The 25,196-nt window shown below is 67.5% G+C and carries 25 protein-coding genes and 2 pseudogenes; 10 read left to right on the top strand and 17 right to left on the bottom strand.

The genetic code is table 11. The annotated features are described in order from the left end of the window. Positions 1-45: 45 nt before the first annotated feature. Positions 46-651, bottom strand: a complete 606-nt coding sequence (locus ACFQBT_RS02870; protein WP_377820298.1) for a helix-turn-helix domain-containing protein — start codon at positions 649-651, stop codon at positions 46-48. A gap of 46 nt (positions 652-697) precedes the next feature. After that, the gene (locus ACFQBT_RS02865; RefSeq protein ID WP_377820297.1) at positions 698-2,077 is read right to left on the bottom strand and encodes a bifunctional metallophosphatase/5'-nucleotidase; all 1,380 of its coding nucleotides are present in this window, start codon (positions 2,075-2,077) and stop codon (positions 698-700) included. Positions 2,078-2,242: 165 nt separating this feature from the next. On the opposite strand from ACFQBT_RS02865, the gene ACFQBT_RS19910 reads away from it, so the two are divergent. Next, positions 2,243-2,407, top strand: a complete 165-nt coding sequence (locus tag ACFQBT_RS19910; RefSeq protein ID WP_465252283.1) for a hypothetical protein — start codon at positions 2,243-2,245, stop codon at positions 2,405-2,407. A gap of 554 nt (positions 2,408-2,961) precedes the next feature. On the opposite strand, the gene ACFQBT_RS02855 is transcribed toward ACFQBT_RS19910, so the two are convergent. Further along, positions 2,962-3,561, bottom strand: coding sequence for a TetR/AcrR family transcriptional regulator (locus ACFQBT_RS02855; RefSeq protein WP_377820296.1), 600 nt, complete (start codon positions 3,559-3,561; stop codon positions 2,962-2,964). A gap of 185 nt (positions 3,562-3,746) precedes the next feature. On the opposite strand from ACFQBT_RS02855, the gene ACFQBT_RS02850 reads away from it, so the two are divergent. The 3 genes from ACFQBT_RS02850 to ACFQBT_RS02840 are packed head-to-tail and all read left to right on the top strand — an operon-like array spanning position 3,747 to position 6,150. Further along, positions 3,747-4,892, top strand: coding sequence for an acyl-CoA dehydrogenase family protein (locus ACFQBT_RS02850; protein WP_377820295.1), 1,146 nt, complete (start codon positions 3,747-3,749; stop codon positions 4,890-4,892). Positions 4,893-4,945: 53 nt separating this feature from the next. Beyond that, complete coding sequence (locus ACFQBT_RS02845; RefSeq protein ID WP_377820294.1) at positions 4,946-5,704, top strand: SDR family oxidoreductase; 759 nt, start codon at positions 4,946-4,948, stop codon at positions 5,702-5,704. Beyond that, the gene (locus ACFQBT_RS02840) at positions 5,704-6,150 is read left to right on the top strand and encodes a MaoC family dehydratase (protein WP_377820293.1); all 447 of its coding nucleotides are present in this window, start codon (positions 5,704-5,706) and stop codon (positions 6,148-6,150) included. Before ACFQBT_RS02845 ends, ACFQBT_RS02840 begins: the two co-directional genes overlap by 1 nt. 37 nt (positions 6,151-6,187) lie before the next feature. Here ACFQBT_RS02840 and ACFQBT_RS02835 read toward each other — a convergent pair whose 3' ends face one another. The 3 genes and pseudogenes from ACFQBT_RS02835 to htpX form a co-directional block, all read right to left on the bottom strand. Further along, positions 6,188-6,973 (bottom strand): serine hydrolase, encoded by a 786-nt coding sequence (locus ACFQBT_RS02835; protein WP_377820292.1) that lies wholly within the window; start codon positions 6,971-6,973, stop codon positions 6,188-6,190. Continuing rightward, positions 6,970-9,453 carry an aminopeptidase N gene (pepN, locus tag ACFQBT_RS02830; RefSeq protein ID WP_377820291.1) on the bottom strand — a complete coding sequence of 828 codons (2,484 nt, stop codon included), beginning with the start codon at positions 9,451-9,453 and terminating at the stop codon, positions 6,970-6,972. Before pepN ends, ACFQBT_RS02835 begins: the two co-directional genes overlap by 4 nt. A gap of 61 nt (positions 9,454-9,514) precedes the next feature. Continuing rightward, positions 9,515-10,357, bottom strand: a pseudogene (gene htpX / locus ACFQBT_RS02825) (zinc metalloprotease HtpX); the annotation flags it as partial. A gap of 273 nt (positions 10,358-10,630) precedes the next feature. Here htpX and ACFQBT_RS02820 point away from each other — a divergent pair. Further along, the gene (locus tag ACFQBT_RS02820; RefSeq protein WP_377820290.1) at positions 10,631-10,975 is read left to right on the top strand and encodes a histone-like nucleoid-structuring protein Lsr2; all 345 of its coding nucleotides are present in this window, start codon (positions 10,631-10,633) and stop codon (positions 10,973-10,975) included. 94 nt (positions 10,976-11,069) lie between these two features. Here ACFQBT_RS02820 and ACFQBT_RS02815 read toward each other — a convergent pair whose 3' ends face one another. The 10 genes from ACFQBT_RS02815 to ACFQBT_RS02770 are packed head-to-tail and all read right to left on the bottom strand — an operon-like array spanning position 11,070 to position 19,730. After that, entirely contained in the window at positions 11,070-12,587 is a 1,518-nt protein-coding gene (locus ACFQBT_RS02815) for an NADH-quinone oxidoreductase subunit N (protein WP_377820289.1), read from the bottom strand. Beyond that, positions 12,584-14,059 carry a complex I subunit 4 family protein gene (locus tag ACFQBT_RS02810; RefSeq protein ID WP_377820288.1) on the bottom strand — a complete coding sequence of 492 codons (1,476 nt, stop codon included), beginning with the start codon at positions 14,057-14,059 and terminating at the stop codon, positions 12,584-12,586. Before ACFQBT_RS02810 ends, ACFQBT_RS02815 begins: the two co-directional genes overlap by 4 nt. Continuing rightward, positions 14,056-16,026, bottom strand: a complete 1,971-nt coding sequence (locus ACFQBT_RS02805) for an NADH-quinone oxidoreductase subunit 5 family protein (RefSeq protein ID WP_377820287.1) — start codon at positions 16,024-16,026, stop codon at positions 14,056-14,058. Before ACFQBT_RS02805 ends, ACFQBT_RS02810 begins: the two co-directional genes overlap by 4 nt. Further along, positions 16,023-16,328 (bottom strand): NADH-quinone oxidoreductase subunit NuoK, encoded by a 306-nt coding sequence (gene nuoK / locus ACFQBT_RS02800; protein ID WP_377820286.1) that lies wholly within the window; start codon positions 16,326-16,328, stop codon positions 16,023-16,025. The genes ACFQBT_RS02805 and nuoK overlap by 4 nt, the downstream gene beginning before the upstream one ends. Further along, positions 16,325-16,843, bottom strand: coding sequence for an NADH-quinone oxidoreductase subunit J family protein (locus tag ACFQBT_RS02795; RefSeq protein ID WP_377820285.1), 519 nt, complete (start codon positions 16,841-16,843; stop codon positions 16,325-16,327). Before ACFQBT_RS02795 ends, nuoK begins: the two co-directional genes overlap by 4 nt. Continuing rightward, on the bottom strand, positions 16,840-17,352 hold the full coding sequence (locus tag ACFQBT_RS02790; protein WP_377820284.1) for a NuoI/complex I 23 kDa subunit family protein: 513 nt from the start codon (positions 17,350-17,352) through the stop codon (positions 16,840-16,842). The genes ACFQBT_RS02795 and ACFQBT_RS02790 overlap by 4 nt, the downstream gene beginning before the upstream one ends. Continuing rightward, positions 17,343-18,299, bottom strand: a complete 957-nt coding sequence (gene nuoH / locus ACFQBT_RS02785) for an NADH-quinone oxidoreductase subunit NuoH (RefSeq protein ID WP_377820283.1) — start codon at positions 18,297-18,299, stop codon at positions 17,343-17,345. Before nuoH ends, ACFQBT_RS02790 begins: the two co-directional genes overlap by 10 nt. Further along, complete coding sequence (locus ACFQBT_RS02780) at positions 18,296-18,811, bottom strand: NADH-quinone oxidoreductase subunit C (protein ID WP_377820282.1); 516 nt, start codon at positions 18,809-18,811, stop codon at positions 18,296-18,298. Before ACFQBT_RS02780 ends, nuoH begins: the two co-directional genes overlap by 4 nt. Beyond that, entirely contained in the window at positions 18,808-19,338 is a 531-nt protein-coding gene (locus ACFQBT_RS02775) for an NADH-quinone oxidoreductase subunit B (protein WP_377825326.1), read from the bottom strand. Before ACFQBT_RS02775 ends, ACFQBT_RS02780 begins: the two co-directional genes overlap by 4 nt. A 14-nt stretch (positions 19,339-19,352) precedes the next feature. Further along, positions 19,353-19,730 (bottom strand): NADH-quinone oxidoreductase subunit A, encoded by a 378-nt coding sequence (locus tag ACFQBT_RS02770; RefSeq protein ID WP_465252282.1) that lies wholly within the window; start codon positions 19,728-19,730, stop codon positions 19,353-19,355. A gap of 308 nt (positions 19,731-20,038) precedes the next feature. Between ACFQBT_RS02770 and ACFQBT_RS02765 the strand changes: the two genes are divergently transcribed. The 4 genes from ACFQBT_RS02765 (at position 20,039) to ACFQBT_RS02750 (ending at position 22,868) form a co-directional block, all read left to right on the top strand. After that, positions 20,039-21,439 carry an MFS transporter gene (locus ACFQBT_RS02765; protein WP_377820281.1) on the top strand — a complete coding sequence of 467 codons (1,401 nt, stop codon included), beginning with the start codon at positions 20,039-20,041 and terminating at the stop codon, positions 21,437-21,439. A 61-nt stretch (positions 21,440-21,500) separates the two neighbouring features. Next, on the top strand, positions 21,501-21,644 hold the full coding sequence (locus tag ACFQBT_RS02760) for a hypothetical protein (RefSeq protein WP_377820280.1): 144 nt from the start codon (positions 21,501-21,503) through the stop codon (positions 21,642-21,644). Continuing rightward, a complete protein-coding gene (locus tag ACFQBT_RS02755) occupies positions 21,587-22,159 on the top strand; it encodes an RraA family protein (protein WP_377825322.1) in 573 nt (190 codons plus the stop codon). The genes ACFQBT_RS02760 and ACFQBT_RS02755 overlap by 58 nt, the downstream gene beginning before the upstream one ends. Positions 22,160-22,250: 91 nt before the next feature. Next, positions 22,251-22,868 (top strand): TetR/AcrR family transcriptional regulator, encoded by a 618-nt coding sequence (locus ACFQBT_RS02750; protein ID WP_377820279.1) that lies wholly within the window; start codon positions 22,251-22,253, stop codon positions 22,866-22,868. Positions 22,869-22,909: 41 nt separating this feature from the next. Here the strand turns inward: ACFQBT_RS02750 and ACFQBT_RS02745 are convergent, their stop codons facing one another. Further along, entirely contained in the window at positions 22,910-24,085 is a 1,176-nt protein-coding gene (locus tag ACFQBT_RS02745; RefSeq protein ID WP_377820278.1) for a pyridoxal phosphate-dependent aminotransferase, read from the bottom strand. Between the two features lie 187 nt (positions 24,086-24,272). Here ACFQBT_RS02745 and ACFQBT_RS02740 point away from each other — a divergent pair. After that, positions 24,273-25,193: pseudogene (locus ACFQBT_RS02740) on the top strand (NAD-glutamate dehydrogenase domain-containing protein); the annotation flags it as partial. Between the last annotated feature and the right edge of the window lie 3 nt (positions 25,194-25,196).

The raw sequence follows: 25,196 nt of genomic DNA, 5'->3' as shown, positions 1-25,196 counted from the left end.
CGAGGCAACTCGTTGCACGCTCGTGACACTTCAGTGTCGCGCGGCTCAGTCCTCGAACGGGCTGAACGAGCCGATCAGGACGCAGCGTCGATCAGTCGCATTGGCCCAGTAGTGCGGCACGGAGCAGCGATAGGACATGGCATCGCCCGATCGCAACGTCACCTCGCGCTTGCCGTGGACGATCTCCAGCGCACCCTCGACGATGAAGATGCTCTCGGTGCCGATGTGCCGGAAGGGCGCGTCCTGGTTGGTGAAGTGCGGCGGCACCGTGGAGCGGATGACCTGCAGCGTCGTCATCCCGCGCGGTGTGAGCAACTCCCGGCGCACGCTGGGGCCGTCACCGTGTGTGCCGTACTCGGACATGACGTAACGCCCGCCCGCCCGGACCACGTGCTCGTCCTCCGGTCCCTGGTCCGTGAGCAGTTGCTGCATCGGCAGATCCAGCGAATTGGCCACTCGCTGAAGGGTTTGCAGCGATGGGTTGCCCAGGCCGCGCTCGAGTTCACTGATCCGGCCGAAGCTGACACCCGAGCGCTTCGCGAGGGCATCGACTGTGAGCCGTCGGCGCTTGCGCTCACGCCGGACGATGGTGCCGATGGCCGCGACGGTGCGATTCAACTCGTCCGTGGCCTCGATGGATCGGGCGGACATGGCGATCAGACTAGGCCATGCCCGCCCCGGTCCCGCTCGTCCGGGATCAGACCCGTGCTCGGCGTACGGCGATCCAAACCCCCGCGAGGAGTGCAGCCGTGAGCGCCGAGCCACCCAGCAGCACAGCGGAATTGCTGCTGCGAGCAGGCCCGTCGGTGATCACTGGCGGGCCGGTGACGGTCGAGGTCGCCGTCGCAGTGCCGCTCGGCACGCCCGAAGCGGTCACGGTCACCGGGATGGTCACCGTGGTGCCGGTTTGCGCCGACGTGACGATGAGGTCGGCTGGTCCGGCGACGGCATCGGCGGGGATGGTGACGGTGATGTCCGCCGACCCGTTGCGGGTCGGGTACGGCGGTGCAGCGGACAGACCCGGCGTGACCGGGAAGTCCCCGAGTGAGCGCCCGGCCAGGCCCACTGCCACCGAGGTCGTCGTGGGGGCACCCTTGCTGGTCAGGTCCACCCCGGACACCGTGAAGCTGACGCTCTTGCCGGGCGCCACCTGCGTCGGCTGGTCGGTGACCGCGACCCCGTGCTTGGCGAAACTCGGCGACAGCGGGCTGTGGCTCTTGATCCATTCGATGAAGAGCGTCTGATCGATCAAGCCGCTGTCCGAGGTACCAGTTCCCTCGCCGAACGCCTCGAAGTTGTCACCTCCCGCCATCAGGAAGGAGTTCGACGCGACGGTGTAGATCCCGTTGTCCTGCAGTGGTTTTCCGTCGACGGTCACCGAGGTGATGTGCTTGCCGTCCGCAGCCGCCGGATCGTAGGTGTAGCTGACGTTCTTGGACAGTCCCAGCGCCAGGTAGGGACGCGAGGCGGTGGCGGGCTGCCACTGCTGCTCCAGCGCCTTGCGCAGTGACGCGCCGGTCAACTTCTTGGTGACGATGGTGTTGTTGAACGGCATGATGGATGCCGCGTCGGAGTAGGTGACCTTGCCGCCGTCCTCACCCAGGAGCTCCGCTCGCACACCGCCGGGGTTCATCACCCCGATCTGCACCCCGCCAGGGCGACCCGGTGCGTTGATGGAGTCGACGTAGCTCTGCGCTATTGCGTTGGACAGAGTTGACTCCCGCGACCGATCGTCGCGGGAACCGTCGGTCTTGTAGGCCGTCGTGATGGGTGCGGTGACCGTACCGATCTGCTGCTGGCCGACCTTTTCCGCATAGGCGTTCGCCGCGTCCACGACCGAGGCGGCCTTGGCGTAATCCGGGTCGGCTGCACAGGCCGCGGTCGGCGCCGTGACCGGACGGTTGGTGTAGGTGTACTGGGTGACCTTCCTGGTGGCCGGGTCGTAACCCAGTTGCAGCGCGCCGAGGTACTGCGCGTAGAAGTGGGTCTGTACGACCGGGCGGGTGCCGCTGCCGCCGGGCACCGGGCCGTCCCAGGAGTAGAGCTGGTGGGTGTGACCGGTGAAGATGGCGTCCACTGAGCCGGCCGTCCGGGTGACGATCTTCTTGAAGACAGCACTCTGCGATTCCGCCTGGGCAAGCGTCGTGCCCTCCCCTCAGGCGCCCCCTCGTGGTACTCCGCCACGATCACGTCGGCCTCGCCGTTGGCGGGATTGCCGTCTTTGAGTTGTGCGGCAACGCGATTGACCGCATCGACCGGGTCGCCGAAGGTCAGTCCGGCCACGCCGGCCGCGGCGACCATCGTCGGCGTGGTCTCGGTGACCGCGCCGATCACGCCCACCTTCACCCCGTTGACGGTGAGCACCTTGTACGCCGGGAGCGCCGGTGTGGTGGTGCCCTTCTTGTAGACGTTGGCGCCAAGGTAGGTCCAGTCCGCACGGGGTTGGATGCGCTTGGTGAGGTCGTCGTAACCTTTGTCGAACTCGTGATTGCCGACTGCCGATGCCTGCAGATGCAATGCGTTGAGGAAATCGAGCGCCGGATTGTCCTGCTGGATGGCCGAACTGAACGGCGTCCCGCCCACGTTGTCTCCCGCCGACAGGAACGCTGCCCCCGGCAGCTCGTTGGCGGCGGTCACCAGCGTGCAGGCGAAGTCCTTGCCGAAGTGACCGTGGAAGTCATTGGTGTTCAGCAGGCTGATGGTGGTCAGCGACGGGTCGATACCGCGTGGACCGATGTCGGTGGCGGCATCCGCCGGTGCGGCGACGAGGGTGAGCCCGCAGACTGCGGCGAGGGCAAGCGGACGAGCGTGACGCATGGATCCTCCGGGACGTGGGTAGGAGACTGGCTGACTCGCGACGGTGAGACGGGGCCGTCTTCGATCGTGCCCGAGCCGGTGAGCGGATAGGGACTTCCGGGCCGACGGGTGCCCGAACGGCGGATGAACGAGCGACGAACCTGCTCAGGCCGAGGCCGAGACCATCCGGACGGCCAGGCGGGCGTGGTGGCCGGCGATGCGTTCCGGCGCTGGATCGGTGGCCGGGCGGTACCACCGTGCCGCGTCGATGGCCATCGCCACGATCGCGTTCGAGGTGATCCGGATGTCGTCGACCTCGAAGGATCCATCGGCCGTGCCAGCCCGTAGCAGTCGCCGCACGATCCCCTGGATCTGCGCCCGAAGCTTTTCGATGTCCTCCCGGTGCGCCGCCGACAGCGCGTCGAGCTCGTAGTTGACCACCCGTGCGGTCGCGTACTCCCGGGTGTGCCGCAGCACCATGGCATAGACGACTGCTTGCAGCTTCGCCGCAGTGTCCGTTGCTCCAGCGATGGCGGCCTGCATGTCGGCCAGGATCTCCTCGTGTCCGGCCCGGGAGATGGCGTAGAGCAGATCCTCCTTGGTGCGGTGATGCACATAGACGGCAGCGGGACTGAGGCCAGCCGCCGAGGCGATATCACGCGTGGTGGTGGCATGGAACCCTTTGTCGCCGAACGCCTTCCGAGCCGCGTCGATAAGCCGGTATCGCGTCAGCTCGGCGCCGGATTCTGCTGGCTGGGTCGCCATCTGCGTCACCTCCGTCTGGCCGAACGCCGTACACCCAACCCTATCCAGACCGGGCTCGTTGACTGACTCCGAACCCGGTGCGACACTGGACGGGATGCCCTAAGCAAGCGCTTAGTCACCATTCAATGTGTCATCCCGACCGCGTGACCGCAACCGCGCGCCACCGCCCGACCGAGGAGCCCACCATGCCCCGCAACATCTACGACGAAGACCACGAGGCCTTCCGCGCGACCGTGCGCGAATTCGTGGAGCGCACCTTGCGCCCCCGCGCCGAGGAGATGATCGCGCAGAAGACGATCGCACGCGACATCTGGCGCGACGCCGGTAAGCAGGGCCTGCTGTCGCTGGACATCCCCGAGGAGTACGGCGGCGCCGGAGCCGACGACTACCGGTTCAACGCCGTCGTCGCCGAGGAGATCTCGGCCTTCAACGCGGCCACGGCCTCCTGCTTCGGCATCCACTCCGACGTGTGCCCGCCGTACATCGTCGATCTCGGTACGGAGGAGCAGAAGCAGCGCTGGCTGCCCGGCATCGCCTCCGGCGAGAAGATCATCGCGATCGGGATGACCGAACCCTCCGGCGGCTCCGACCTGGCCGCCTTGAAGACCACCGCCGTCAAGGACGGCGAGGAGTGGGTCGTCAACGGCTCCAAGACCTTCATCACCAACGGTTACCAGGCCGACCTGGTGATCGTGGCGACGCGCACCGACCCGAGCAAGGGCGCCAAGGGCATCACCTTGTTCGTCGTCGAGGACGGAATGCCCGGGTTCACCCGGGGTCGCAAGCTCGACAAGGTCGGCCAGGAGGAATCCGACACCGCTGAACTCTTCTTCGAGAACGTCCGGGTCTCCGACGAGAACCGCCTGGGCCCGGAGGGTATGGGCTTCATCTCGATGATGCAGCGTCTGCCGCAGGAGCGGGTCGGCGCTGCAGTGTCCAACACCGCGCACGCGGCGCAGATCCTCAGCGAGACCATTGAGTACACCAAGGAGCGCAAGGCTTTCGGTCAACCGATCGGCACCTTCCAGCACAACAAGTTCAAGATCGCCGAGCTGGTCACCAAGATCGAGGTCACCCAGGCCTATGTCGATGACTGCATCGCTGCGCACGCCAAGGGTGAACTGACCCCCGTGGACGCCGCCAAAGCCAAGTGGTGGAGTGCTCAGGTGCAGAACGACGTACTCGATGAGTGCGTTCAGCTCTACGGTGGGTACGGCTTCATGAACGAGTACCGGGTGGCGCGCGCCTGGCGCGACGCACGGGTCACCAAGATCTGGGCCGGCTCGAACGAGATCATGAAGGAACTGATCGGCCGCGACCTCGGTTTGTGAACCGGGTCGCCGACCGACCGATCAAGCCAACAACTGACAAAGGAGTCACGTACATGACTGAAGAGACCCGAGTTGCCATCGTCACCGGCGCGGCCCGCGGCATCGGTGCCGGCGTTGCCCAGCGACTGGTGCAGGACGGCTTCAAGGTCGCGGTGATCGACCTCGACGAAGCCGCGAGCCAGGCAACCGCCGAGCAGATCACGGCCGATGGCGGTACGGCGATCGGCGTGGGTGCCGACGTCAGCGACGAGGCGTCGGTGCAAGCCGCCGTCGATCGTGTCGCCGCCGAGCTCGGCGCTCCGACCGTGTTGATCAACAACGCCGGAGTGCTGCGCGACAACCTGCTGTTCAAGATGAGCGTCGATGACTGGGACACCGTCATGAACGTGCACCTGCGCGGTAGCTTCCTGATGGCCCGCGCCGTCCAGAAGCACATGGTGGATGCGAAGTACGGCCGGATCGTCAACCTGTCCAGCACCTCGGCGCTGGGTAACCGCGGCCAGGCCAACTACTCGGCGGCCAAGGCCGGCCTCCAGGGCTTCACCAAGACCCTGGCCATCGAGCTGGGCAAGTACGGCGTCACAGCCAACGCAATCGCTCCCGGTTTCATCGCCACCGACATGACGGCCGCCACGGCGGCCCGGGTAGGGATGGACTTCGAGGAGTTCAAGAAGGCCGCCGCTACCCAGATCCCGGTCGCCCGGGTCGGCACCCCGGCGGACATCGCGCACACCGCGTCGTTCCTGGTCAGCGAAGGTGCGGGCTTCGTCAGCGGCCAGGTCATCTACGTGGCAGGCGGGCCGAAGGACTGATGGCCGTGCGCGTCTTCAACGGAGTCGACGAACTCACTGCTGCGGTGGGCCAGCACCTCGGCTACAGCGAATGGCACGAGATCACCCAGCAGCAGATCGACACCTTCGCCGATGCGACCGGGGATCACCAGTGGATCCACGTCGACCCGCAGAAGGCCGCCTCAGGGCCGTTCGGTTCGACGATCGCGCACGGTTACCTGACCCTGTCGCTGCTGCCGATGCTCTGCTGGGAGATCTACAAGATCGAAGGCGTCAGCATGGGAATCAACTACGGCTCCAACAAGGTTCGGTTCCCCTCGGTCGTTCCCGTGGGTTCGCGCGTGCGTGCCGGCGTCGAACTCGCCGAGGTGACCCCGGGGCCGAAGGGGTGCAGGTGGTCAGTCGCGTCACCGTCGAGATCGACGGTAGTGACCGGCCCGCATGCGTCGCCGAGACGGTCAGCCTGATCGTCCCCTGAGCTCGTCGTCCTCAACTCGCTCGTCCTCAGACCGGGGGCGTCATCCGATCCCGGATGGCGTCCCCGATCTGCCGCATGCGAGCCATAACCGGCACCAGCTCCCCTGCGGCAGGGTCGAATTCGGCGATCGCCGCGTAGGCGACCCGGTCACCGTGCGCCTCGACCAGCCCCACGTCCGCGCGGACGTTGTTCAACGTGCCCGTCTTGTTGATCAGCGCAACGTCATCCGCGTCGTACGGCGTGTGCGCGAGTGGATCGAGCAGGAAGGCTGAGGCGACCATCGACAGATCGGTGTCCAGGGACAGCCATTGCGCAACCAATGCGGGGATCTGCCCCGCGGCCAGGAGATCCATGTAGTTCCAGAGCGACCGGGCACTACCCACCGACAGTGTCCAGGCGACGCCCGGAATCGAGGTGTCGCGCTCCTCGCGTACGAAATCCAGCAGTTCCAGTGGTGCCAGATCCAGCTGCGAGCCGTAGGCGCGCACCGCGTCCAGACCCACCCGGCGCAGCAGCACGTTGGTCGCCATGTTGTCGCTTACGGCGCCCACCAGGCGCGCGGCGTCGGCGATCGTCAGATCGCGTTGGTCCAGCACGTGCCACAAGCCCGAGTCGTGCAGAAAGTCCTCATCGGTCCAGGCCACCCGCTCCCCCGGGTCGATCAGTCCGGCGTCGATCTGCCGGGCCAGTTCACCAAGGAGCACCAGTTTGCCGATCGACGCCGTTGGAAGCACCGCGTCTGAATTCTCTTGTGCCCACGGCGAATCCGGCTGTCCCACAGGGGCGACGAAAACGCTCCACCGCACGGTCATCGCACCATCTCGGTCGCGAACCGCTCGTGGGAACGCAATGCGTCGCGTAACAGAGCCAGACCCTCCACGATGCGCCGCCGTGCGCCGGCAGTCAGGTCCTGCTCCTCGAGGGCGGCCTGCGCCAGGTCCGCCGTGCGCCGTTCGGTGATCGCCAGCGGGAAGCCGGCCGCCACGATGGAGCCGAGCGCGTACTCGCCGTACGCGTGCGACAGGGCAGGTACCTCGGTGAAGAAGCGATCGACGTACGGGCGGAGCAACCCGACGCTCCCGGGTGCGGCAACATCGAAGAAGGAACCGGCCACCCGGGCCGCTTCGTAGTTGGACAGTTCACCGCTGACCAGTTCGGCCCAGGCGCGTTCCTTGGCCGATGCGGTCGGTATCGCTGCCTCGGCCGCACGGGCGGCAAGCGCGCCGGTCAGGGTGGTGTCGCTGCGCCGCATCGCCTCGATCGACTCGCGGCCGGTGAGTCCGAGTGCTGCCAACCGGTGCAGCGCCGACCAACGGATGTCCCGATCGTCGGTCAAGGTGGCCGGCAGCCGCTGCCCGTCGGCCCAGGCCTCCAGCAGTGCCTGGTCGGTGGAGGTGCCGGCGAGGAGGCGAGCCGCGGAAATGGTTGCGGGGTCGATGCTTTCGAGCTCGGCCAACCGGCGGGCGGCTGCCTCGGCCAGGGTATTGATTGCATCGGATCGCTGCTCGTAGGGCAGGAACTCACCGGCGAACACGGATGTGGCCTTGGCCCCTACCGGACCGGCCAGTACGTCGCTGGGCTCGCCCGGCCACGCCGCGGCGAATACCTCCAGCGCACGACGCGGATCCAGCACCACCCGGCGTACGCCCTCGATCAGGGAGGACCAGATCACCTGTCGCGCATCCACGTCCGGGATGGTGACCAACTCCTGCGGAAGCAACTGCAGGCTGACCTCGTCCAGGTCGACCTGCGCCCAGGTCTCGTCGGACACGTTGGGAACGACCACGGCCGCACCGAGAGGCATCCCGGGCACCGCAACCGCCGCCTTGTCGACGGTGAGTGAGCGCCGCCGCAGTTCCTGGCCGCCGGAGAACGCACCGACGTCGATGACGTGCAGCCGGTCGGCCGGTTCGCCGGGAGTCGTGCGGATCAGCGTGGGTACGCCGTCGGTGAGGCCGACGGACAGCACGTCCGCCCCGGTCGTCCGCAGCCACGCCCGCGCCCACGCGGCCACGTCCCGTCCGCTGGCCACCTGCATCGCGGTCAGGAAGTCGGCAAGGGTGGCGTTACCGAAGCGGTGCGCGCTCAGGTGCGCGCGAACTCCGTCGAGGAAGACCTCGTCACCCAACCAGGCGACGAGTTGCCGCAGCACGCTGGCACCCTTGGCGTAGGAGATGCCGTCGAAGTTCGTGAGTGCGGTGTGGTTGTCGCCGGCGGAGGCCCCGGCGACGGGATGGGTGCCGGGTCCCCGGTCCTCGGCGTACCCCCACGTTTTACGGTCGATGCCCATGCGCACCCAGGCGTCGGGGAATTCGTTGACCGCCGCCGTGGTGCGATAACCCATGTATTCGGCAAAAGACTCGTTGAGCCACAGATCGTCCCACCACCGCATCGTGACCAGATTGCCGAACCATTGGTGCGCCATTTCATGAGCGATCACACTGGCCCGGGAGAGCAACTCACCGCGCGTCGGCCGGCCGCGGAAGATGTTCTGGTCACGGAAGACGACACAGCCGGGGTTCTCCATGGCGCCCGCGTTGAATTCAGGCACGAAGAACTGATGATAATCGCCCCATGGATAACGAATCCCGAACAACCGGTGGTAGTAGTCGAAACTGCGCTCGGTGACGGTCAGGATGTCGTCGGCCTGCTCGGTCAGCTGCTCGGCCATGGACGCGCGTGCATGGACGGCGAGCGCTATTCCCTCGTGCTCGCGTTCGACGGTCGCGTACGGGCCGGCGCACACCGTGACGAAATAGGTCGCCATCGGCGGTGTGGTGGCCAGGACCCAGCGGCCCGGGGACAGCTGCTCGGCCCGCCCGTTACCGGCCACCACCCAGCCGACGGGCGCCGTCACGCGCACGTCGAACGGTGCCTTGAGGTCCGGTTGGTCGAAGCACGCGAACACCTGGGGAGCAGCGTCCAGGAAGGACATCCCGTAGATGTAGACCAACCCGTCGGCCGGGTCCACGCTGCGATGCAGGCCCTGCCCGTCCCGGGAGTAGGCGAAGGCGCCGCTCACCCGCAGGACATTGCTCTCGCGCAGATCGGTCAGGCGTAACCGGCCGTCCACGGGCGCAGCCAGCGGCCGACCGTTCAAGGTCGCCTCACCCAGCTCCTGGGCGACGACTTCGGCGAACGTCTCCGCGCCGGCCTGTCGCGCGGTGAAAGTGACCGTGCTGGTCGAGGTGAAGGTGTCACCCGATCCGGTCAGATCCAGCTCCACGTCGTACGACGTGACCTCGATGAGTGCGGACCGTGCCTGCGCTTCGGCCTGGTAGAGCAAGGGCATGGCAGCCACTGTGCCAGCCGGGCCGGCCGGCGGGGTGATCAGCCCCCTGTCCGAGTTGTCGGGCCTGCGCCTCCAGGCGCAGCACCCGCTCAGCCGTCGGCGGGTGGGTGGAGAACATCCGCGAGACGTCCTGCGCCCGGAACGGATTGGCGATCATCATGTGACTGGCGTTGACCACCTTCGGGGTGGGGGCCAGCGGCGCTTGCACCACGCCGGCGTCGATCTTGCGTAGGGCACTCGCCAACGCCAACGGGTCGCCGGTGAGCCGGGACCCGTCCTCGTCGGCATCGAACTCCCGGGTGCGACTGATGGCCAGCTGGATCAGCGACGCCGCGACCGGGGCCAGGAAGGACATCGCGAGCAGCGCCAGCGGATTGGGCCGGTCCTCATCGCCGCCGCCGAAGAACAGCATCATCTGCGCCAGAGCCGTGATCACGCCCGCCAGCGCGGCGGCCACGGACGAGGTGAGGATGTCGCGGTTGTAGACGTGCATGAGTTCGTGGCCGAGCACGGCGCGCAGCTCGCGTTCGTCGAGGAGTTGCAGGATGCCCTCGGTGCAGCACACCGCCGCGTTGGCCGGATTGCGCCCGGTGGCGAAGGCGTTGGGTGCCTGCGTCGGGGAGATGTACAGCTTCGGCATCGGCTTACCGGCGGCGGTGGACAGTTCGCGCACGATCCGGTACATGCCCGGCGCCTGCGCCTCGGTGACCGGATAGGCCTGCATGGACTTGATCGCGAGGGTCGCGCTGTTCCAGTACCCGTAGAACGTCGTACCCACTCCCAGGAGGGCGAACAGCCAGATGAAGCGGCCACCGGCCACCAGCGAGCCGATGGCCAGCAACAACACCCAGATACCAGCGAAGAGCAAGGTCGTCTTCAACCCGTTGTAATGGCGGTGCGGCATACGAGAGGTAACGTATGCCGGCCCAGAGACGTTCCCGGGCGTAATCGACGCGGTGATCTCGGCGGCCCGATATCAAATGACTCTGGGTCGCGAAGTTCGGCAGTGGCTGAATTACAATATTCTCATTGCATAAGGTAATTTGTTTGTTGCACCGATGGAACGAACGTGCAAACCGCCATGCCAGAGCCGCAACGCGCCGGCTTTGGACACGCGGCTGTTTGGATCTATCGCACCTACAGCGCAGTACCGAGCATAAACAAGGGAGTCCTTCGTATGGCCCAGCGGACGCAGATCATCACCATCTCGGACATTTCTCGCGTTGAAGTCGTCGATGGCGAAAGCATTCCATTCTCATTCCGGGGCGTGGACTATGTGATTGACCTCACGGCGCAAGAAGCCAAAGAATTCGACGAGGCCATCGCCCTGTACACCGGTCACGGGCAGCGGGTAGGCGGTCGCAAGCGCACCGGCTCCGCCGCTTCTTCCTCGACCGGCGCGGATCGCGAGCAGTTGGCCAAGATCCGCGAATGGGCCAAGGACAACGGCTACCAGGTCGCCGAGCGCGGTCGGATCAAGGCTGAGATCCTCGACGCCTACGAAGCGGCGCACAAGCGCTGAGCTGAACCGACGTCACCAAGGGCCGGCTGTTTCAGCCGGCCCTTGGTGATGCCGCGTGTGCCCCGCCGCGCGTCTGCCGGGTGCCTGCGGCCCGTCAGCCGGGAAGCGCGAAGAGCACCTGCGGCCACACCGAGGCCACGACGAGGCCGAGGAGCAACACGACCACCACGACCGAGTGCACGGGGGCGACCGCCTCGGTGTCGCTTCCGACTGGGTCGTTCCCCGCTGGGTCGTTTCCAGCTGGATCGTTTGCCGCAGCCAATCGGGCGTCCGGGCCCGACGTCTGCCCGTCCCGGATGACGATGGCCAGGATCCAGCGCAGATAGACGGCGAGACCGATCATCGTGTTGATCGCTGCGGCTACCGCCAGCCACCACAGGTGCGCAGCCACCACCGGTCCCACGGCCGCCACCTTCGCAGCGACACCGAGCAGGGCCGGCGGCACCCCGGCCAGTGTCAGGAGCGCAAACGCCATCGCCCAGCCCAGGACCGGCCGGCTGCGAGCGAGCCCGTGGTAGGAGCCCAGGTCGAGAGCGGCATCGCGTCCGCGCGCGTGGGCCACCGCGGTGACGACCGCAAAGACCAACATCGTGGCCAGGGCGTACATCAACACGTATCGCACCGACTCCCCCACCGCCGCGGACCCGGCCGGCGCCAGCGGCATGACGACCCAGCCGGCCTGCGCCACGGTGGACCAGGCCAGCAGGCGCAACATCCGGCGTTCGCGCAGCGCCATGAGATTGCCCAGCGTCATGGACAACACGCTCACCAGCCCGATCACCGACAACGTTGCACCGCCGACCCCGGTCAACGATCGGATCACGACGATCAGTGCGCCGACAGCGGCCAATTTCGAGGTCACCGCGAGATAGGCCGACACCGGCACGGACGCGCCGGCGAACGTATCCGGCGTCCACGCGTGGAACGGTGCGAGCGAGAGTTTGAACGCCACCCCGGCCAGCAGCAACATGATGGCCAGGATCAGCACCCGGCTACGGCCCGAGTCGGCGATGGCGTGCAGCGCAGCGGACTGGTCGAAGCGCAACGTGCCGGTCGCGGCGTACCACAGCGCCACCCCCATCGCTGCCAGTGCGAACGAGGTCAACGCGGAGACCAGCAGCGCCAGGCTTCCGTCGATCGCCGACCGGCGGGCCCGCAGAGCGACCAGTCCCACCGTCGGCAACGTGGCCAGTTCCAGGGCAATCAGCCACGACGCGGCATCCCGGCTGGCGCACACGATCAGCCCGCCGGCCGTTGCGCTCAGCAGCAGAGCGACCTGGACCGGCGTGCGCGACACCGGAGCGGGGATCGCGCTGATCAACAGCACCACGACCAGGGCACTGACGGCGATGGCCAGTTGCAGGGACAGCACGACCCGGTCCACGCCGTACGCGCAATAACCGCCGCCGCACAAGGTGGCGTCCCCGCCCTGCGGGATCCGGACCCAGCGCTGTGCCAGGACGACCGTCGTGACCAGGAGTATCAGCGACGCCAGCCACCAGTGCGCCCGGCCCAGCCGGGGCAGTGCCGCGTCGAGGACCAGGACGCCGACGGCGGCCAGGCCGACCACGAGAACCGGCGCGAGCAGACCGAAGTCGAAGGTGACGGTCATCGCGCACCTACCAGGACCTGGACGCTGGCCTGCGTCAGATGCAGCAGCGGGGTCGGATAGACCCCGAGGACCACGATGGCCAGTGCGAGTACGCCGAGCCCCAGCCGAGCGCTCATCGTCAGGTCTGCGCCGGGTAGGCCGGGCGAGGGTGGCAGCGCGGCGCTCTCACCGTCCTCACCGGCCCACACCCTGCGCAGCAGTCGCACACTGTAGGCGCCGACGAGCACGGCGGCTGCGACGGCGCCGACAGCGATGAAGCGCCACCCGGCACCGTGTTGCCACAGCGCGAGCAAGGTGAGGATCTCGCTCCAGAAACCGGCCAGCGCCGGCACTCCGGCCGCGGCCGCGACACCGAGGATCAGCGAGAAGCCAAGTCTCGGGGTGGCATCCCGTAGGCCCGGCCGCACCACGGACAGGTCGTCGTCGCCCCAGCGGGTCTTGAGCTCGCCGGCCACCAGGAAGAGCAGCGCACTGATCAAGGCGTGCGCGATGTTGCCGAAGAGCGCCGCTTGCACACCGAGCACCGTGCCGGTGAGCAGGGCAAGCATCACGAAGCCCATGTGCACGATCGAGGACCACGCCACGATCCGCTTCAGGCGATGCTCGCGCAGGCAGACCAGCGCGGCCCAGATCATCCCGATGACCGTCAGCACGGCGAATACCGGCGCCGCAGAGCGCAATCCGTCCGGTAGCGGGCCGACCACCAGACGCACGATCCCGTAGCTGCCCATCTTCAACAGGATCGCCGCGAGCAGGACCGATCCTGTCGTGGGCGCTGCGGTGTGTGCGGCCGGCAGCCAGGTGTGCAGCGGCCAGATCGGGATCTTGATGCCCAGCCCTGCGAGCAACAACGCGGCGGCGACGACCTGGGTGCCGTGGGATCCGCCGATGCCGTGCGCCAGCCGGTCCATGTCCGTGGTGCCGGCCGTGGTGACCAACACCAGGATCCCGACCAGCATCAACATAGAGCCGAGCACGGTGTAGAGCACGAAAAGCCATGCGGCGCGGCGTGCTTGGGCCGGCTCACCGAACCGGCGGATGAGCACCCACATCGGGACCAGCGCCACTTCGAACGCGACGAAGAACCCGATGACGTCGCGGGTGAGGAATGCCGCGAGCGCGGCACCCGCGACAATGAGCACGCTGCCGAAGAACAGGCCGTTGCGATCGCCTTGCGGCTGCGTACTGCGGGCGACCAGCAGGACTGTGATAGCCGCCGTGAGCGCGATGAGCGGGACGCTGATGTCGTCGGCCGCCAGATGCAATCGCAGCCCGATGGACGGTACCCAGGCGGCGTCGAGGCCCGGACGTGCGATCACGATCCCGGCCACGGCGGCCGCCGAGACGAGCGCGGTCACCAGGGACACGACGTACGCGAGGCGTTGGGGCACCCGGCGGGGGCCGATGTCCATTGCGGTCAGGACGATCCCGGCGACGATCGGCAGCAACGGCGCGATCAGCAGCAGACTCACCACAGGCCGACTCCGAGGAAGCAGACCACCAGCAACCCGATGGCGATCCCGGCGATGGCGCGCGACGGCGAGCGGTCGTGCAACCTCTCGGAGCGATCGCCCAGCCACGATGCGCAGCCGGCCAGCGAACCGATCGCGCGGTCCAGATGTTCGTCCAGGCGGCGCACCAGCGCACTGAGCTGCAACACCGGAGTTGCCACAAGGGCCGTGTAGGCGCGGTCGACGTCCAGCCCGCGGCTGGCGCTGCCCCGTAGCCAGGCCGGCACCCGCGACATCGGATCGCCCCACACCGTGTGCACGGACATCGCCCGCATCAGCAATCCAGCCGCCGCGATTGCGACCAGCCCGCCGGCGATCAGCATCGGGCTGAGCCCGCGCAGGTCGAGGTGGCCCAGCGCGGGAGCGAAGAAGACCAGCCCGCCGACGATGCTCAGGAACGCCAGCACCCACAGGCCGAAGCGTCCGGCGTCGCTGAGATCCGCTGATTCGTCGTCGTAGGGCGTCGCCGGTTCGAGCTCGGGTTCAGCCGGTTCACCCAGGGGCGGCGTGGTCTCGAGAAGCTCGATCAGGCCGACGTCCTCGACGGTTTCGGAGTCTTCGATGAGGTCGTAGTAGCCGTGCCGCTCCAGCGCCGTGGGGTGGGTCAGCACCAGCCAGGCACGGGCGCAGTAGGCGGCGGTCAGCGGGACCGCGATCACCAGGGCGACCAGTGCGATCGTGGGCGCGAGTTCGCGGGTCCCGGCCAACTGCCGGGCGGACTCGTCGATGATCAGGTCCTTGCTGACGAAGCCGACCAGGGGCGGCACACCGGCCAGCGCCAGGAGGCCGATCCCGAGCCGCCGCCGAAGCTCTGATCGTCGCCAGGCGACCCCGGAGATGCGCTCGACGATGGTGCCACCGGCCAGCACCGCCGCCCACCCGATCATCAGGAAGAGCAGGGCTTTGAACATGGCGTGACCGAGCAACTGCATGATGCCCAGTTGGCTTGCACCGGTGGCGGGCTGGACCACGATTGCGAGCAGCATGATGCCGACCTGCGCGATGGTGGACCACGCCAGGAGCCGCTTGAGATCGTGTTGCAGCAGCGCCAGCACCGAGGCGAGCACGACGCTGACCGCGGCCAGGATGGCCAGGGTCAGCAGGGCCGGCCGGCAGCCGGCCAGCAGGACATGCAGTTGGGTCAGGACGACGGTTCCCGCGGCGACCATCGTGGCCGCGTGGATCAACGCGGACGCGGGCGTGGGACCCTCCATCGCGTCGGGCAGCCAGTCCTGGAACGGCACCTGCGCGGACTTGCCCGCCACGCCGATGACCAACAGGACCAGCAGCGCGGTCACTGACGCCGGCGGCAGCCCGACGATGGCCTCGATGCTGGTGGTCCCTGCGTGTACCGAGAGGCCGACCAACGCGATCGTGAACGGAGCATCGGCGACCCGGGTGACCAGGAAGGCCTTCTGCGCGGCGCGCCGGGCCTTCTGCCGTTCCGACTCGTGACCGATGAGCAGGTAGGAGCACCAGCCCATCAGTTCCCAGCCGGCGAAGGTCAGCAGCACATCACCGGACAGCACGACCAGCAACATCGCGGCGGTGAAGAGGGCGACTGTCGCGGCGAACCGCTGGTAGCGCGGATCCATGTCGAGATACCAGCGGGCGAAGGCCTGCACCACCAGGGACACCAATGCGACGGCGACCGCGACGATCGAGGCCCAGCCGGGGGCCTGCAGTCGCAACGGGATTCGCAGCCGATCGCCGACCGGTAACGGGCCGATCGTGGCTTCGCCGACCGTTCCGTGCCGGGTGACCTGCACCAGCAGCCAGCCCGCCGCCGCCAGGGTGAGCAGCCCGCCCAGGATGGACACGACGTACGTCGCCCGGCGGCTCCCCTGGCCCAGCCACAGCCCCAGCACGGCGGTGAGCGCCGGCAGCAGCACGGTGGCCTGGGCCAGGTGGCCGGTGACGAGGTTCACGTCCGGTCCTCCTGGGCCGGGGTGTCGAGGTCGACGTTGCCCCGGCTGCGGAAGACCGCACTGACCAGGGCCAGGGCGACGGCGATCTCAGCCGCCGCAATCGTGATCAGGAAGAGGGTGACCACCTGACCGGCGCTCTGCCGCAGGACGATCGAGGTGGTGACGAGCAGCAGCCCGGCGGCGGCCAGGATGAGTTCGACACCGACCAGCATGAGCACGGCGTTGCGGCGGCTGATGACGGCATAGAGGCCGCAGCCGAACAGCACCCCCACCAGCAGGTAGGGCAGCGCGAGATGGATCACCGGTCACCCTCACCTGAGCGACCGGTCAGCCGGTAGGTCGCGAAAGCCGTGACCAGTGCGATCAGCAGGAGCAGGGAGAGCAGTTCGAACGGCCATACCCAGGTGCTGAACAGGTCGTGGGCCAACTCCACGGTGCCGGTGCCGCCGGTCCTCACCGGCGTGTCGGCGAAGGCGACGATGAGCGCAGCCGACATCAGGCAGGCGGTGGCCACAGCGACCACTGCGGCGGTGGTGCGTTGCAGCGCACCGGAACTCAGCTCACGGGTACGGGTCATCGGGCCGCGGGTCACCATCAGCGCGAACAGCACGAGCACCACGACCGCGCCGACGTAGACCAGCAGTTGGGCGAGGGCCACGAGTTCGGCGCCGAGCACCAGGTAGCAGCCCGCGAGCGATCCCAGGGCAACGGTCAGCCACAGCGCAGCGTGCACCAGGTGCCGACTGGTCACGGCCAGCACCGCAGATCCGGCACAGACCAGGGCGATCACGGTGAAGAGCACGTCGGCGGCGGTCACGGCGTACCCTCCTCGCCCGTTTCAAAACCCGCTCCGAAACCCGCGTCGATTGCCGGCGGTGGCGGCACGTCAGCCAGCCACTCCCCCAGCTTTTCCTTCTCCTGCAACAGGTCTCGGATGTCCGTCGACGCGTAGTCGAAGTTGGGCGCCCAGAAGAGGGCGTCGAACGGGCACACCTCGATGCAGATGCCGCAGTACATGCACAGGCTGAAGTCGATGGCGAAGCGATCCAGCACGTTCTGCTGGCGGTCGCGACCGCCTTCGGGCCCGGCCGGGATCGTCTCCTTGTGCGAGTCGATGTAGATACACCAGTCCGGGCACTCCCGGGCGCACAGCATGCAGGAGGTGCAGTTCGACTCCAGCAGCGCGATCACCCCGCGGGACCGGTCAGGCAGGTCCGGTTGCTCGTGCGGGTACTGGACCGTGTGCGCCGGATGCACCATCGTCCTGGCGGTCGTGGCCAGACCCTTCAACAAGCCCTTGCCGACACTGCCCTTCTCTACTGCCACAGGACCACCCCCGCTGCCGTGATCAACAACTGCAGCAACGCGATCGGCACCAGGACCAACCAGGTGAACCGTTGCAGTTGGTCGACTCGGACGCGTGGCCAGGAGACGCGCATCCAGATGATGACGAAAACGATGATCGCGGCCTTCAGCACCGTCCAGAGCCACCCGATGTGCGCATCGAACGGGCCGGTCCAGCCACCGAGCCACAACACGGCGATCAGCAGGGACAGCACCACGATGCCGGCGTATTCGGCCAGCAGGAAGAGAGCGAACCGTAAACCGGTGTACTCGGTGTACGGGCCCATCACGATCTCGGCGTCCGCAACCGGTGCATCGAAGGGAACCCGTTGCAGCTCAGCGGTTCCCGCGGCCAGGAGGACGAATGCGGCCGGCAGTTGCCAGATCAGCCACCATGGCGTCCAGGCGTGCGCGATCCCGACCAGGGACAGCGATCCTGCGGCGATCGCGAACGACGCCGCGGCCAGGATCAAGGCCACTTCGTAGGAGATCAACGACGCTGCGGCGCGCATCGCACCCAGCAGTGCGTACTTGTTGCCGCTGGACCAGCCGGCCAGCAGTGTGCCGACGGTGCCGATCCCGCCGACGGCCAGCACCCACACCAGGCTGGCGGGTACGTCGGCGCCCACCAGGTCCGGACCGAGCGGGATGACCGCGAGCGCCGCGAGGTAGGAAACGATGGCCAGCATCGGTGCGATCCGGAAGATCTTGCGGTCGGCCGCGCGGGGGACGATGTCCTCCTTCTGCACGAATTTGACTCCGTCCGCGACCAATTGGGCCCAGCCGTGGAAGCCACCGGCCTCCATCGGGCCGAGACGACCCTGCATGTGTGCCATCACCTTGTGCTCGCTCTGGCCCACCACGAGCGGCAGGACCAGGAACCCGGCCAGGACCAGGACCGCGCGCAGGATCGCTTCGCCGACGCTCACCGCGGCCCCCAACTGCTCGGCGGTACGCCGGGTGGGAGCGTTTTGCGCCGCGGTGCCCGCCCGGGGCGGACGTCGCGGGCTTCCGTGGCGTCGGAGGGATCCTTGGCGCCGGGCCAGGGCTTGCTCGCCCGCGCGGTCAACACGAAATCCTTGCGCAGCGGGTTGCCCTCGAAGCCATCCGGCAGCAACAGCGGCCTGAGCCCGAGCTCGGTGCCGTCGTCGAACCCGTCGAAGAGGATCCCGAACATCTCGAACGTCTCGCGCTCGTGCCACGCGGCGCCGCGCCACAGGCCGGTCACGGTCAGCAGGCTCTGATCCGAGCCGACCCGGGTGCTGACGAAGACCTCCGCCGTCACCTCGGGTGTGAAGCGGTACAGGTGCGCAACGACGTCGAAACCGTCCTCGTCCTGGTCCACCGCGGTGAGGAAGTCGAAGAAGGTGTATCCCTCTTCGCGCAAGCCGGCCAGCGTGGGCAGCCAACCGGTCGGTTCGCACTCGATGGGGTCGATCACGGCTGCCGCACCTTGTCCCGGGTCAGGACCGAGGCACGTTTGCGGCGCAGGTTGCCTCCGGTGAGCTTCTCGTCCTTGATCTTCGCCTGGAGTTTGACGATGCCGTCCAGCAGCGCTTCCGGCCGCGGCGGGCAGCCGGGCACGTAGACGTCGACCGGGATCAGTTGATCGACCCCCTTGGTCACGCAGTAGGAATCCCAGTAGGGGCCGCCGGAGTTGGAGCAGGCGCCGAAGGAGATGACGTACTTCGGCTCCGGCATCTGGTCGTAGAGGCGCCGCACCGCAGGCGCCATCTTGTCGGTCACCGTGCCCGAGACGACCATCAGATCGGCCTGCCGCGGCCCCGGCGCGAAGGGAATGACGCCCAACCGGATGAAGTCGTGGCGCGCCATCGAGGCGGCGATGAATTCGATGGCACAGCAGGCCAAACCGAAGTTGAAGACCCACAGCGAGTAGCGCCGGCCCCAGTTGAGAATCAGCCGCATCGGCCGCGGCGCCGCCTGCTGGACCACGCCGACCTTCGGCATCCCGAGTTCCGTGCTCACGCGTCGTCCTCCCACGTCAGCAACCCACGCCGCCCGGCGTGCACCAGGCCGACCAGCACGATGGCGACGAAGACGGCCACTTCGATCAGCGTCGTACGCCCCAGGTGGTGATCGCGCAGGACCAGCGCCCACGGGAACAGGTAGACGGCGTCGACGGCGAAGATGACGTAGAGGAAGGCGAACGACAGGTAGCGGACGTTGACCTGCGCCCACCCCGATCCCACCGGGTCGACGCCGGACTCGTAGGTCGTCAGGCCCGCGGGGACGACGGCGCGCGGCGCGAGCAACCGGCGCATGACCATGGCCGCGGAGAACAGCACGACCCCGGCGATCAGCACGCAGCCGAGCACCAGGTATCCCGTCAGTCCGCTCACCCCGGAAGCCTAAACGGCGCGGCGCTCTGGCGGTGGGACTGACGCACCGTTGGCCAAGGCCGCTACCTGCGCATTCTTGCCTCCTGATCGACCGTGCCCGAGAACCGCAACCGACGTACGGAGCGCGGATATATCTAGGACTATTGTCCTACTTATACTGGAGTCTTCTGGGCCACTTACGGGAAATTTCGGCGCAACTCTTGACCGCTCTCCGTCCTATGTGCGACCTTTGTCTCACTTCAGGCAGACGCTCTGAATCCTCGTCACCCCGCACCTGAGTGCCGGGTCCGACCCCGAAGGAGGCCGAGATGACCAGTTCACCGGCTGCAGCAGCGCCCGTGAAATCGGAACTCGAGCGCCGCACCGTCCGCAAGCTGATGCTGCGGTTCATGCCGATCCTCATGGCCACGTACTTCATGGCCTACCTGGACCGCACCAACCTGGGCATCATCAAGCCGCACATCTCCAAGGACCTCGGCCTCAGCCCGGTGGCCTTCGGATTGGCCAGCGGCATCTTCTTCCTCGGCTACGTCCTGTGCGAGGTGCCGAGTAACCACTTCATGCTCAAGTGGGGTCCGCGACTGTGGATCCCCCGGATCCTGATCACCTGGGGCGCCGTCGCCGCACTCATCGCCTTCGTCCAGAGCCCCGCACAGCTGTACGTCGGACGCGTCCTGCTCGGTATTGCCGAAGCCGGTCTGGCCCCGGCGATCTTCCTGATCATCGCCACGTGGTTCCCCGCCCGCTACAGCCGCTTGTTGATGAGCGTCTTCTTCCTGACCATTCCGCTGGCCCTGATGATCGGCAGCCCGCTGTCCGGTTGGTTGCTCGACCTGACGCAGGGCTGGCACGGCTGGGACGGCTGGCGCTGGGTCGTCCTGTTGCAGGGCCTGGCGACCATCGCGTTGTTCCCGCTGGCGTTCAAGCTGCTGCCCCTCTCACCGCAGACGGCGAGCTTCCTGGACGAAGAGGAGCGCGCCTGGCTGCTGACCCAGCTCGACGGCGAGGCCGACGTCAAGAAGGAACACGCACCCGGCTCCTTCCTGCGGGCCCTGATCGACCGGCGCGTCCTGGTCATGAGCCTGACCTACGTGTTGATCTGCTACGGCAGCAATGCCCTCACCTACTGGCTGCCCTCGATCATCGAGGAGGCGACGCCAGGTCTGTCCTCGCTGCACGTCGGCCTGATCACGGCGATTCCCTTCGCCTGTGCCTTCGTGGCGATCATCCTGGTCGGCCAGATCGCGGCCCGCACCAACGCCCGGCTGTGGAACATCCTCGGGCCGTTGTCCGTGGCCATCGTCGCCTTCGTGCTGACGGCGATTGCGGTGCACGACTCACGTCTGGCCCTGGGGGCCATGAGCCTGGCGATCGCCGGCAGCCTGGCGACGCAGCCGCAATTCTGGACCCTGCCGGCCGACTACCTGACCGGCGCCAGTGCCGCGGCGGGTATCGCACTGATCAACTCGGCGGGCAATCTCGCCGGATTCCTCGGCCCGTTCAGCTTCGGCTGGATGCAGGGCTCAGCAGGCAAGACCACCGCCCTGCCGTTCCTGATCATGGCCGTGTGCATGGCCATCGCCGGGGTGCTGGTCTTCCTGGTTCGCCGCCGGGTCCGCAACATGGCCGCCGTGCATGTCGGCGACGACCAGCCGGCTACCACCGCTCCTGCTTCCACTACGGCTTCCAGTACGGCGGAAGCGGTATGACCGGCAACCGCCCCGACCGATCGACCGAGACCACCACACGCTGCACGACGAAGGAACTGTCATGACCGAACTCAGCCCGCAGACTGCTGCCCGTCTCCTGGCCCTTGGCGCCGCCACCGTCTACGAGGCCCAGGGCCAGCGGGGGCGATCACCGAGCAGATCGCGCCGATCGACCCCGGTTTCCGTCTCGTCGGTCGGGCGCTGACCGTCGATGCGGGTCCCGCGGACAACCTCATGCTGCACGCAGCCCTGGAGCAGGCGCGGCCCGGTGATGTCCTCGTCGCCGACGCCCGGGGCTTCCTGCAGGCAGGCGCTTGGGGCGACGTCCTGACCGTCGCGGCCCAGAAGGTCGGCGTGGCCGGCCTGGTGATCGACGGGGCCGTTCGCGACGCCGCTCAGATCATCGAGCTGGGGTTCCCCGTCTTCGCACGAGGTCTGTGCATCCGGGGCACTAGCAAGACCTATCGCGGCTCGGTCGGCGCACCCGTCAGCATCGCCGGAACCCCCGTGCGCACCGGTGACGTCATCGTCGGCGATCGAGACGGTCTGGTCGTCATCGCCCAGGACGAGGTGGCTGCATCCCTGGCCGCCGCCGAAGCCCGCGAGGCCAAGGAGGATGAGTTCCGTCGCCAGATCGAGCAGGGTGCCTTCACCACCGAACTGCTCGGACTGACCGACACGTTGGAACAATTCAACCTCCGGACGCTGCCGGCGAGCTGAATCGCACACACGGCCGGCCGCGGCGGACCTCCAGGTCCGCCGCGGCCGTCGCTGCGTTGTGCACCCAATTCACCTCCGTAGAATGATCACTGTGACCACGGTTCCCGCTGCCGGCCGCAGAAGCCCTCGCAAGGACGCCGTCCGCAACCAGGGAAAGCTCCTAGACGCGGCCGGGGAAGTCCTGCGTACCGAACCGTCAAACGCCACCATGCCGCTCATCGCGGCCAAAGCGGATCTGGCCACTGCGACCGCCTACCGCTACTACTCGACCCTCGATGAGCTCCTGAGCGCGTACCTGCATCGGGTGATCGCTTCTCTACGCGACTTCAGCCACGACTGCCCGGCGACCCGGACCGCCCTGTTCGAGGCCGTGGCCACCCAATGGCTCACGCTGCTCAAGACGTACGGCACCGCCATGATCCAGCTACGCGCCCGCGACGGCTTCCTGGAGCGGCTGCACGGACGCGACGGGGTGATCACCACCGTCCGGGATGCCTGGGAGCGACCGGTTCGCTCGGTCATGCGTGAATTCGACGTGCCCGACGACGAATTCGAGTACGCGCTCTTCTTGTTCAACCTGATGTTCGACCCCCGGGAACTGCTGGACCTGGAACGCGTCGGGTTCTCCGACGAGGAGATCATTCGTCGCCAGACCCGCAGTTATTACGCGGCACTAAAGGCGCTCGCACCGGACCAGGACGAGACGTAACCCGCCTGGTCCACCAGGCGGGTTACGTCTTGAGGGTGGATTCAGAGGCTGGCGAAGACCTCGCCCATGCGGCGCAGACCTTCGCGCAGGACCTGCGGCTCGGCAGCGAAGGACAACCGCACGTGTCCCTCCCCGCTGGGGCCGTACTCAGCGCCGGCGCGCACGATCACCCCGTGTTGCGCCAACAAGGCCGCCACCTGCGTCGAGGGTCGATTCCCCGGATAGCGAACGAACGCGTAGAAGGCCCCCTCGGGCACCACCATGCTCGCCCCCGGGATCGCATCGACCAGCTCCAGGACCAGATCCCGGCGCGCTGCGTAGGTGTGCCGCATCGGCGCCGTGAACTCATCGCCGGACGTCAACGCCGTGATCGCGGCCCGCTGGACCGCCGCGTTGACGGCACTGTTGAAGGTCCGGTGAACCAACCGGATTGCCTCTGCCACCACGGGTTCGGCGATCACGTAACCGATCCGCCAACCGGTCATCGCGTAGGTCTTGGACAACGTCTGGACATAGACGAGCCGCCCGGCAAGTTCGGGTACCGCGAGTGCGCAGGTGAACGGCTCGTCGCTGTAGATGAGGTTGGCGTACGCCTCGTCCACCATCACCAGCGTGTCGGTGCCCTGTAGCAGTTCCCCGAGGGCCGCGAGTTCGGCGCCGGAGAAGACCGCACCAGTGGGGTTGACCGGGTTGCAGATCGTGATCAGCGCAGCGCCCTGTCGGACCTCGCGGTCGATGGCCGCCAGATCGAGGTGGTGATCGGCGCGATTGGGCACCTGGACGGGCACGCCGCCGGCGAGCGCCACCGCGTCGACGTAGAGCGAGTAGGTGGGTTCGGGGATGATGACCCGATCCCCGGGGTTCACCGTCGCCAGAATCGTCGACGTGATGCCGGCGGCGCCGCCGTGGCTGATCAGGACCTGGTCGGGGTTGACCTCGCGGCCGCTGAGCGCGCCGGCCTGACCGGCAATCAGCGCGCGCAACTCGGGGTCGCCGTTGAGATCCACGTAGTGCGTGTAACCCTGCGCCAGTGCCTGCACGGCGGCATCGATGATCGGCTGCGGGGTGTCGAAGTCCGGCTCTCCCATGTTCAGACGCACGACGTCGCCGGTGACGACGGAGCCGGCTGGGCGCAGGGACACGCGACGGACGCGTTCAACCGCCTCGGCCGGTGCACCGACCCCGGGGACCGGATCGGAGTTCAGCAACTTGGTCATGGGCACTCCCAGGTAGATGGTTAACTACGACTTTATTCCTACTTATGCAGAGCATGGTGCAGGCGATCAAACTTGTCAACGCCTGGGTAAAAGCGCCCATCCACCGCTTTCCGGCCCGTTGACAGTGAGCATAAAGTAAGATCATACTCTCATTTATTCTGTTCCGACTCCGCGAAGGCCGCCGAGCATGTCGAAGACCACTGCACCAACCGTCAGCTTCCAATCACCGTTGGAATGGGCCGACAACTTCGCCCACCAGGCCGCCGGGCAGCCCTCCGTGCGCGGCTACGCCCGACGATGGCCGACCAGCTATCGGGCGGTGGCCACCCTCGAGCGGGCGCTGCGGGACACCGCCGTCGTCGAGTCGCTGGGCGGCGGGCAGATCCGGGTCGACGTCGCTCCGCAGGCCGACGGATCGGACGAGCCGACCTACCGCTTCTCGGTATTCAGTCTGGATCGCCGTCTCCCGCTCGGTGTCCTGCTCCCGGCGCTGCAGAGCTTCGGTCTTGAGGTCCTCGACGAAACCCCGCACAGCGTCGTACGACCCGATGGCCACGATGCCTACGTCTATGACTTCCGGGTCGCCAGCCCCGGAGAATCGCTCGATCAACCCGGCGCGACCCGGCTCATCGAAGCCTTCACGGCGTGCTGGGAGCAGCGAGCCGACGTCGATGGGTTCAACGCGCTGACCGCCGCTGCCGCCCTCGGCTGGCGAGACGTCGCAGTCCTGCGCGCCTATGGCTCCTACCTGCAGCAGTGCCGCTACCCGATGACCGGCGCCGACATGGCCCGGACGTTGGCCGGCCACCCGGCGGCAGTGCGTGCCCTCGCCGAATTCTTCGACACCCGGTTCAATCCGGAGCGTGACGCCGACCGGGCCGGCGGCGCCCTGGACGCTGCGGGCGCGGCGCTGGACGAGGTGATCGATGAGGTGATCTCGGCGGATGCGGACCGTTTGCTGCGTGCGTACGCCGCGGCGATGCGGGGCACTGCACGCACCAACCGCTACCTTCCCGATGTGGCGGACGGCGCGCGGCCCCTGGCGCTCAAACTCCAGCCCCAGCAGATCCGCGACGTCCCGGTTCCGCGGCCGCGCTACGAGATCTTCGTG

The organism is Branchiibius cervicis, from assembly GCF_042661605.1.
Taxonomy (GTDB): Bacteria; Actinomycetota; Actinomycetes; order Actinomycetales; family Dermatophilaceae; genus Branchiibius; species Branchiibius cervicis.
The sequence above is the reverse complement of the archived record's forward strand: the minus strand, read 5'-3'. Positions and strand labels throughout refer to the sequence as shown.

Bases quoted from the DNA above. Each gene is read 5' to 3' on its own strand.
- ACFQBT_RS02775 (WP_377825326.1), bottom strand. From the start codon at position 19,338: ATGCCGAAGGTCGGCGTGGTCCAGCAGGCGGCGCCGCGGCCGATGCGG.
- pepN (WP_377820291.1), bottom strand. From the start codon at position 9,453: ATGCCCTTGCTCTACCAGGCCGAAGCGCAGGCACGGTCCGCACTCATC.
- ACFQBT_RS02845 (WP_377820294.1), top strand. From the start codon at position 4,946: ATGACTGAAGAGACCCGAGTTGCCATCGTCACCGGCGCGGCCCGCGGC.
- ACFQBT_RS02820 (WP_377820290.1), top strand. From the start codon at position 10,631: ATGGCCCAGCGGACGCAGATCATCACCATCTCGGACATTTCTCGCGTT.
- ACFQBT_RS02855 (WP_377820296.1), bottom strand. From the start codon at position 3,561: ATGGCGACCCAGCCAGCAGAATCCGGCGCCGAGCTGACGCGATACCGG.
- ACFQBT_RS02745 (WP_377820278.1), bottom strand. From the start codon at position 24,085: ATGACCAAGTTGCTGAACTCCGATCCGGTCCCCGGGGTCGGTGCACCG.
- ACFQBT_RS02870 (WP_377820298.1), bottom strand. From the start codon at position 651: ATGTCCGCCCGATCCATCGAGGCCACGGACGAGTTGAATCGCACCGTC.
- ACFQBT_RS02765 (WP_377820281.1), top strand. From the start codon at position 20,039: ATGACCAGTTCACCGGCTGCAGCAGCGCCCGTGAAATCGGAACTCGAG.
- ACFQBT_RS02840 (WP_377820293.1), top strand. From the start codon at position 5,704: ATGGCCGTGCGCGTCTTCAACGGAGTCGACGAACTCACTGCTGCGGTG.
- ACFQBT_RS02760 (WP_377820280.1), top strand. From the start codon at position 21,501: ATGACCGAACTCAGCCCGCAGACTGCTGCCCGTCTCCTGGCCCTTGGC.
- ACFQBT_RS02835 (WP_377820292.1), bottom strand. From the start codon at position 6,973: ATGACCGTGCGGTGGAGCGTTTTCGTCGCCCCTGTGGGACAGCCGGAT.
- ACFQBT_RS02815 (WP_377820289.1), bottom strand. From the start codon at position 12,587: ATGACCGTCACCTTCGACTTCGGTCTGCTCGCGCCGGTTCTCGTGGTC.
- ACFQBT_RS02850 (WP_377820295.1), top strand. From the start codon at position 3,747: ATGCCCCGCAACATCTACGACGAAGACCACGAGGCCTTCCGCGCGACC.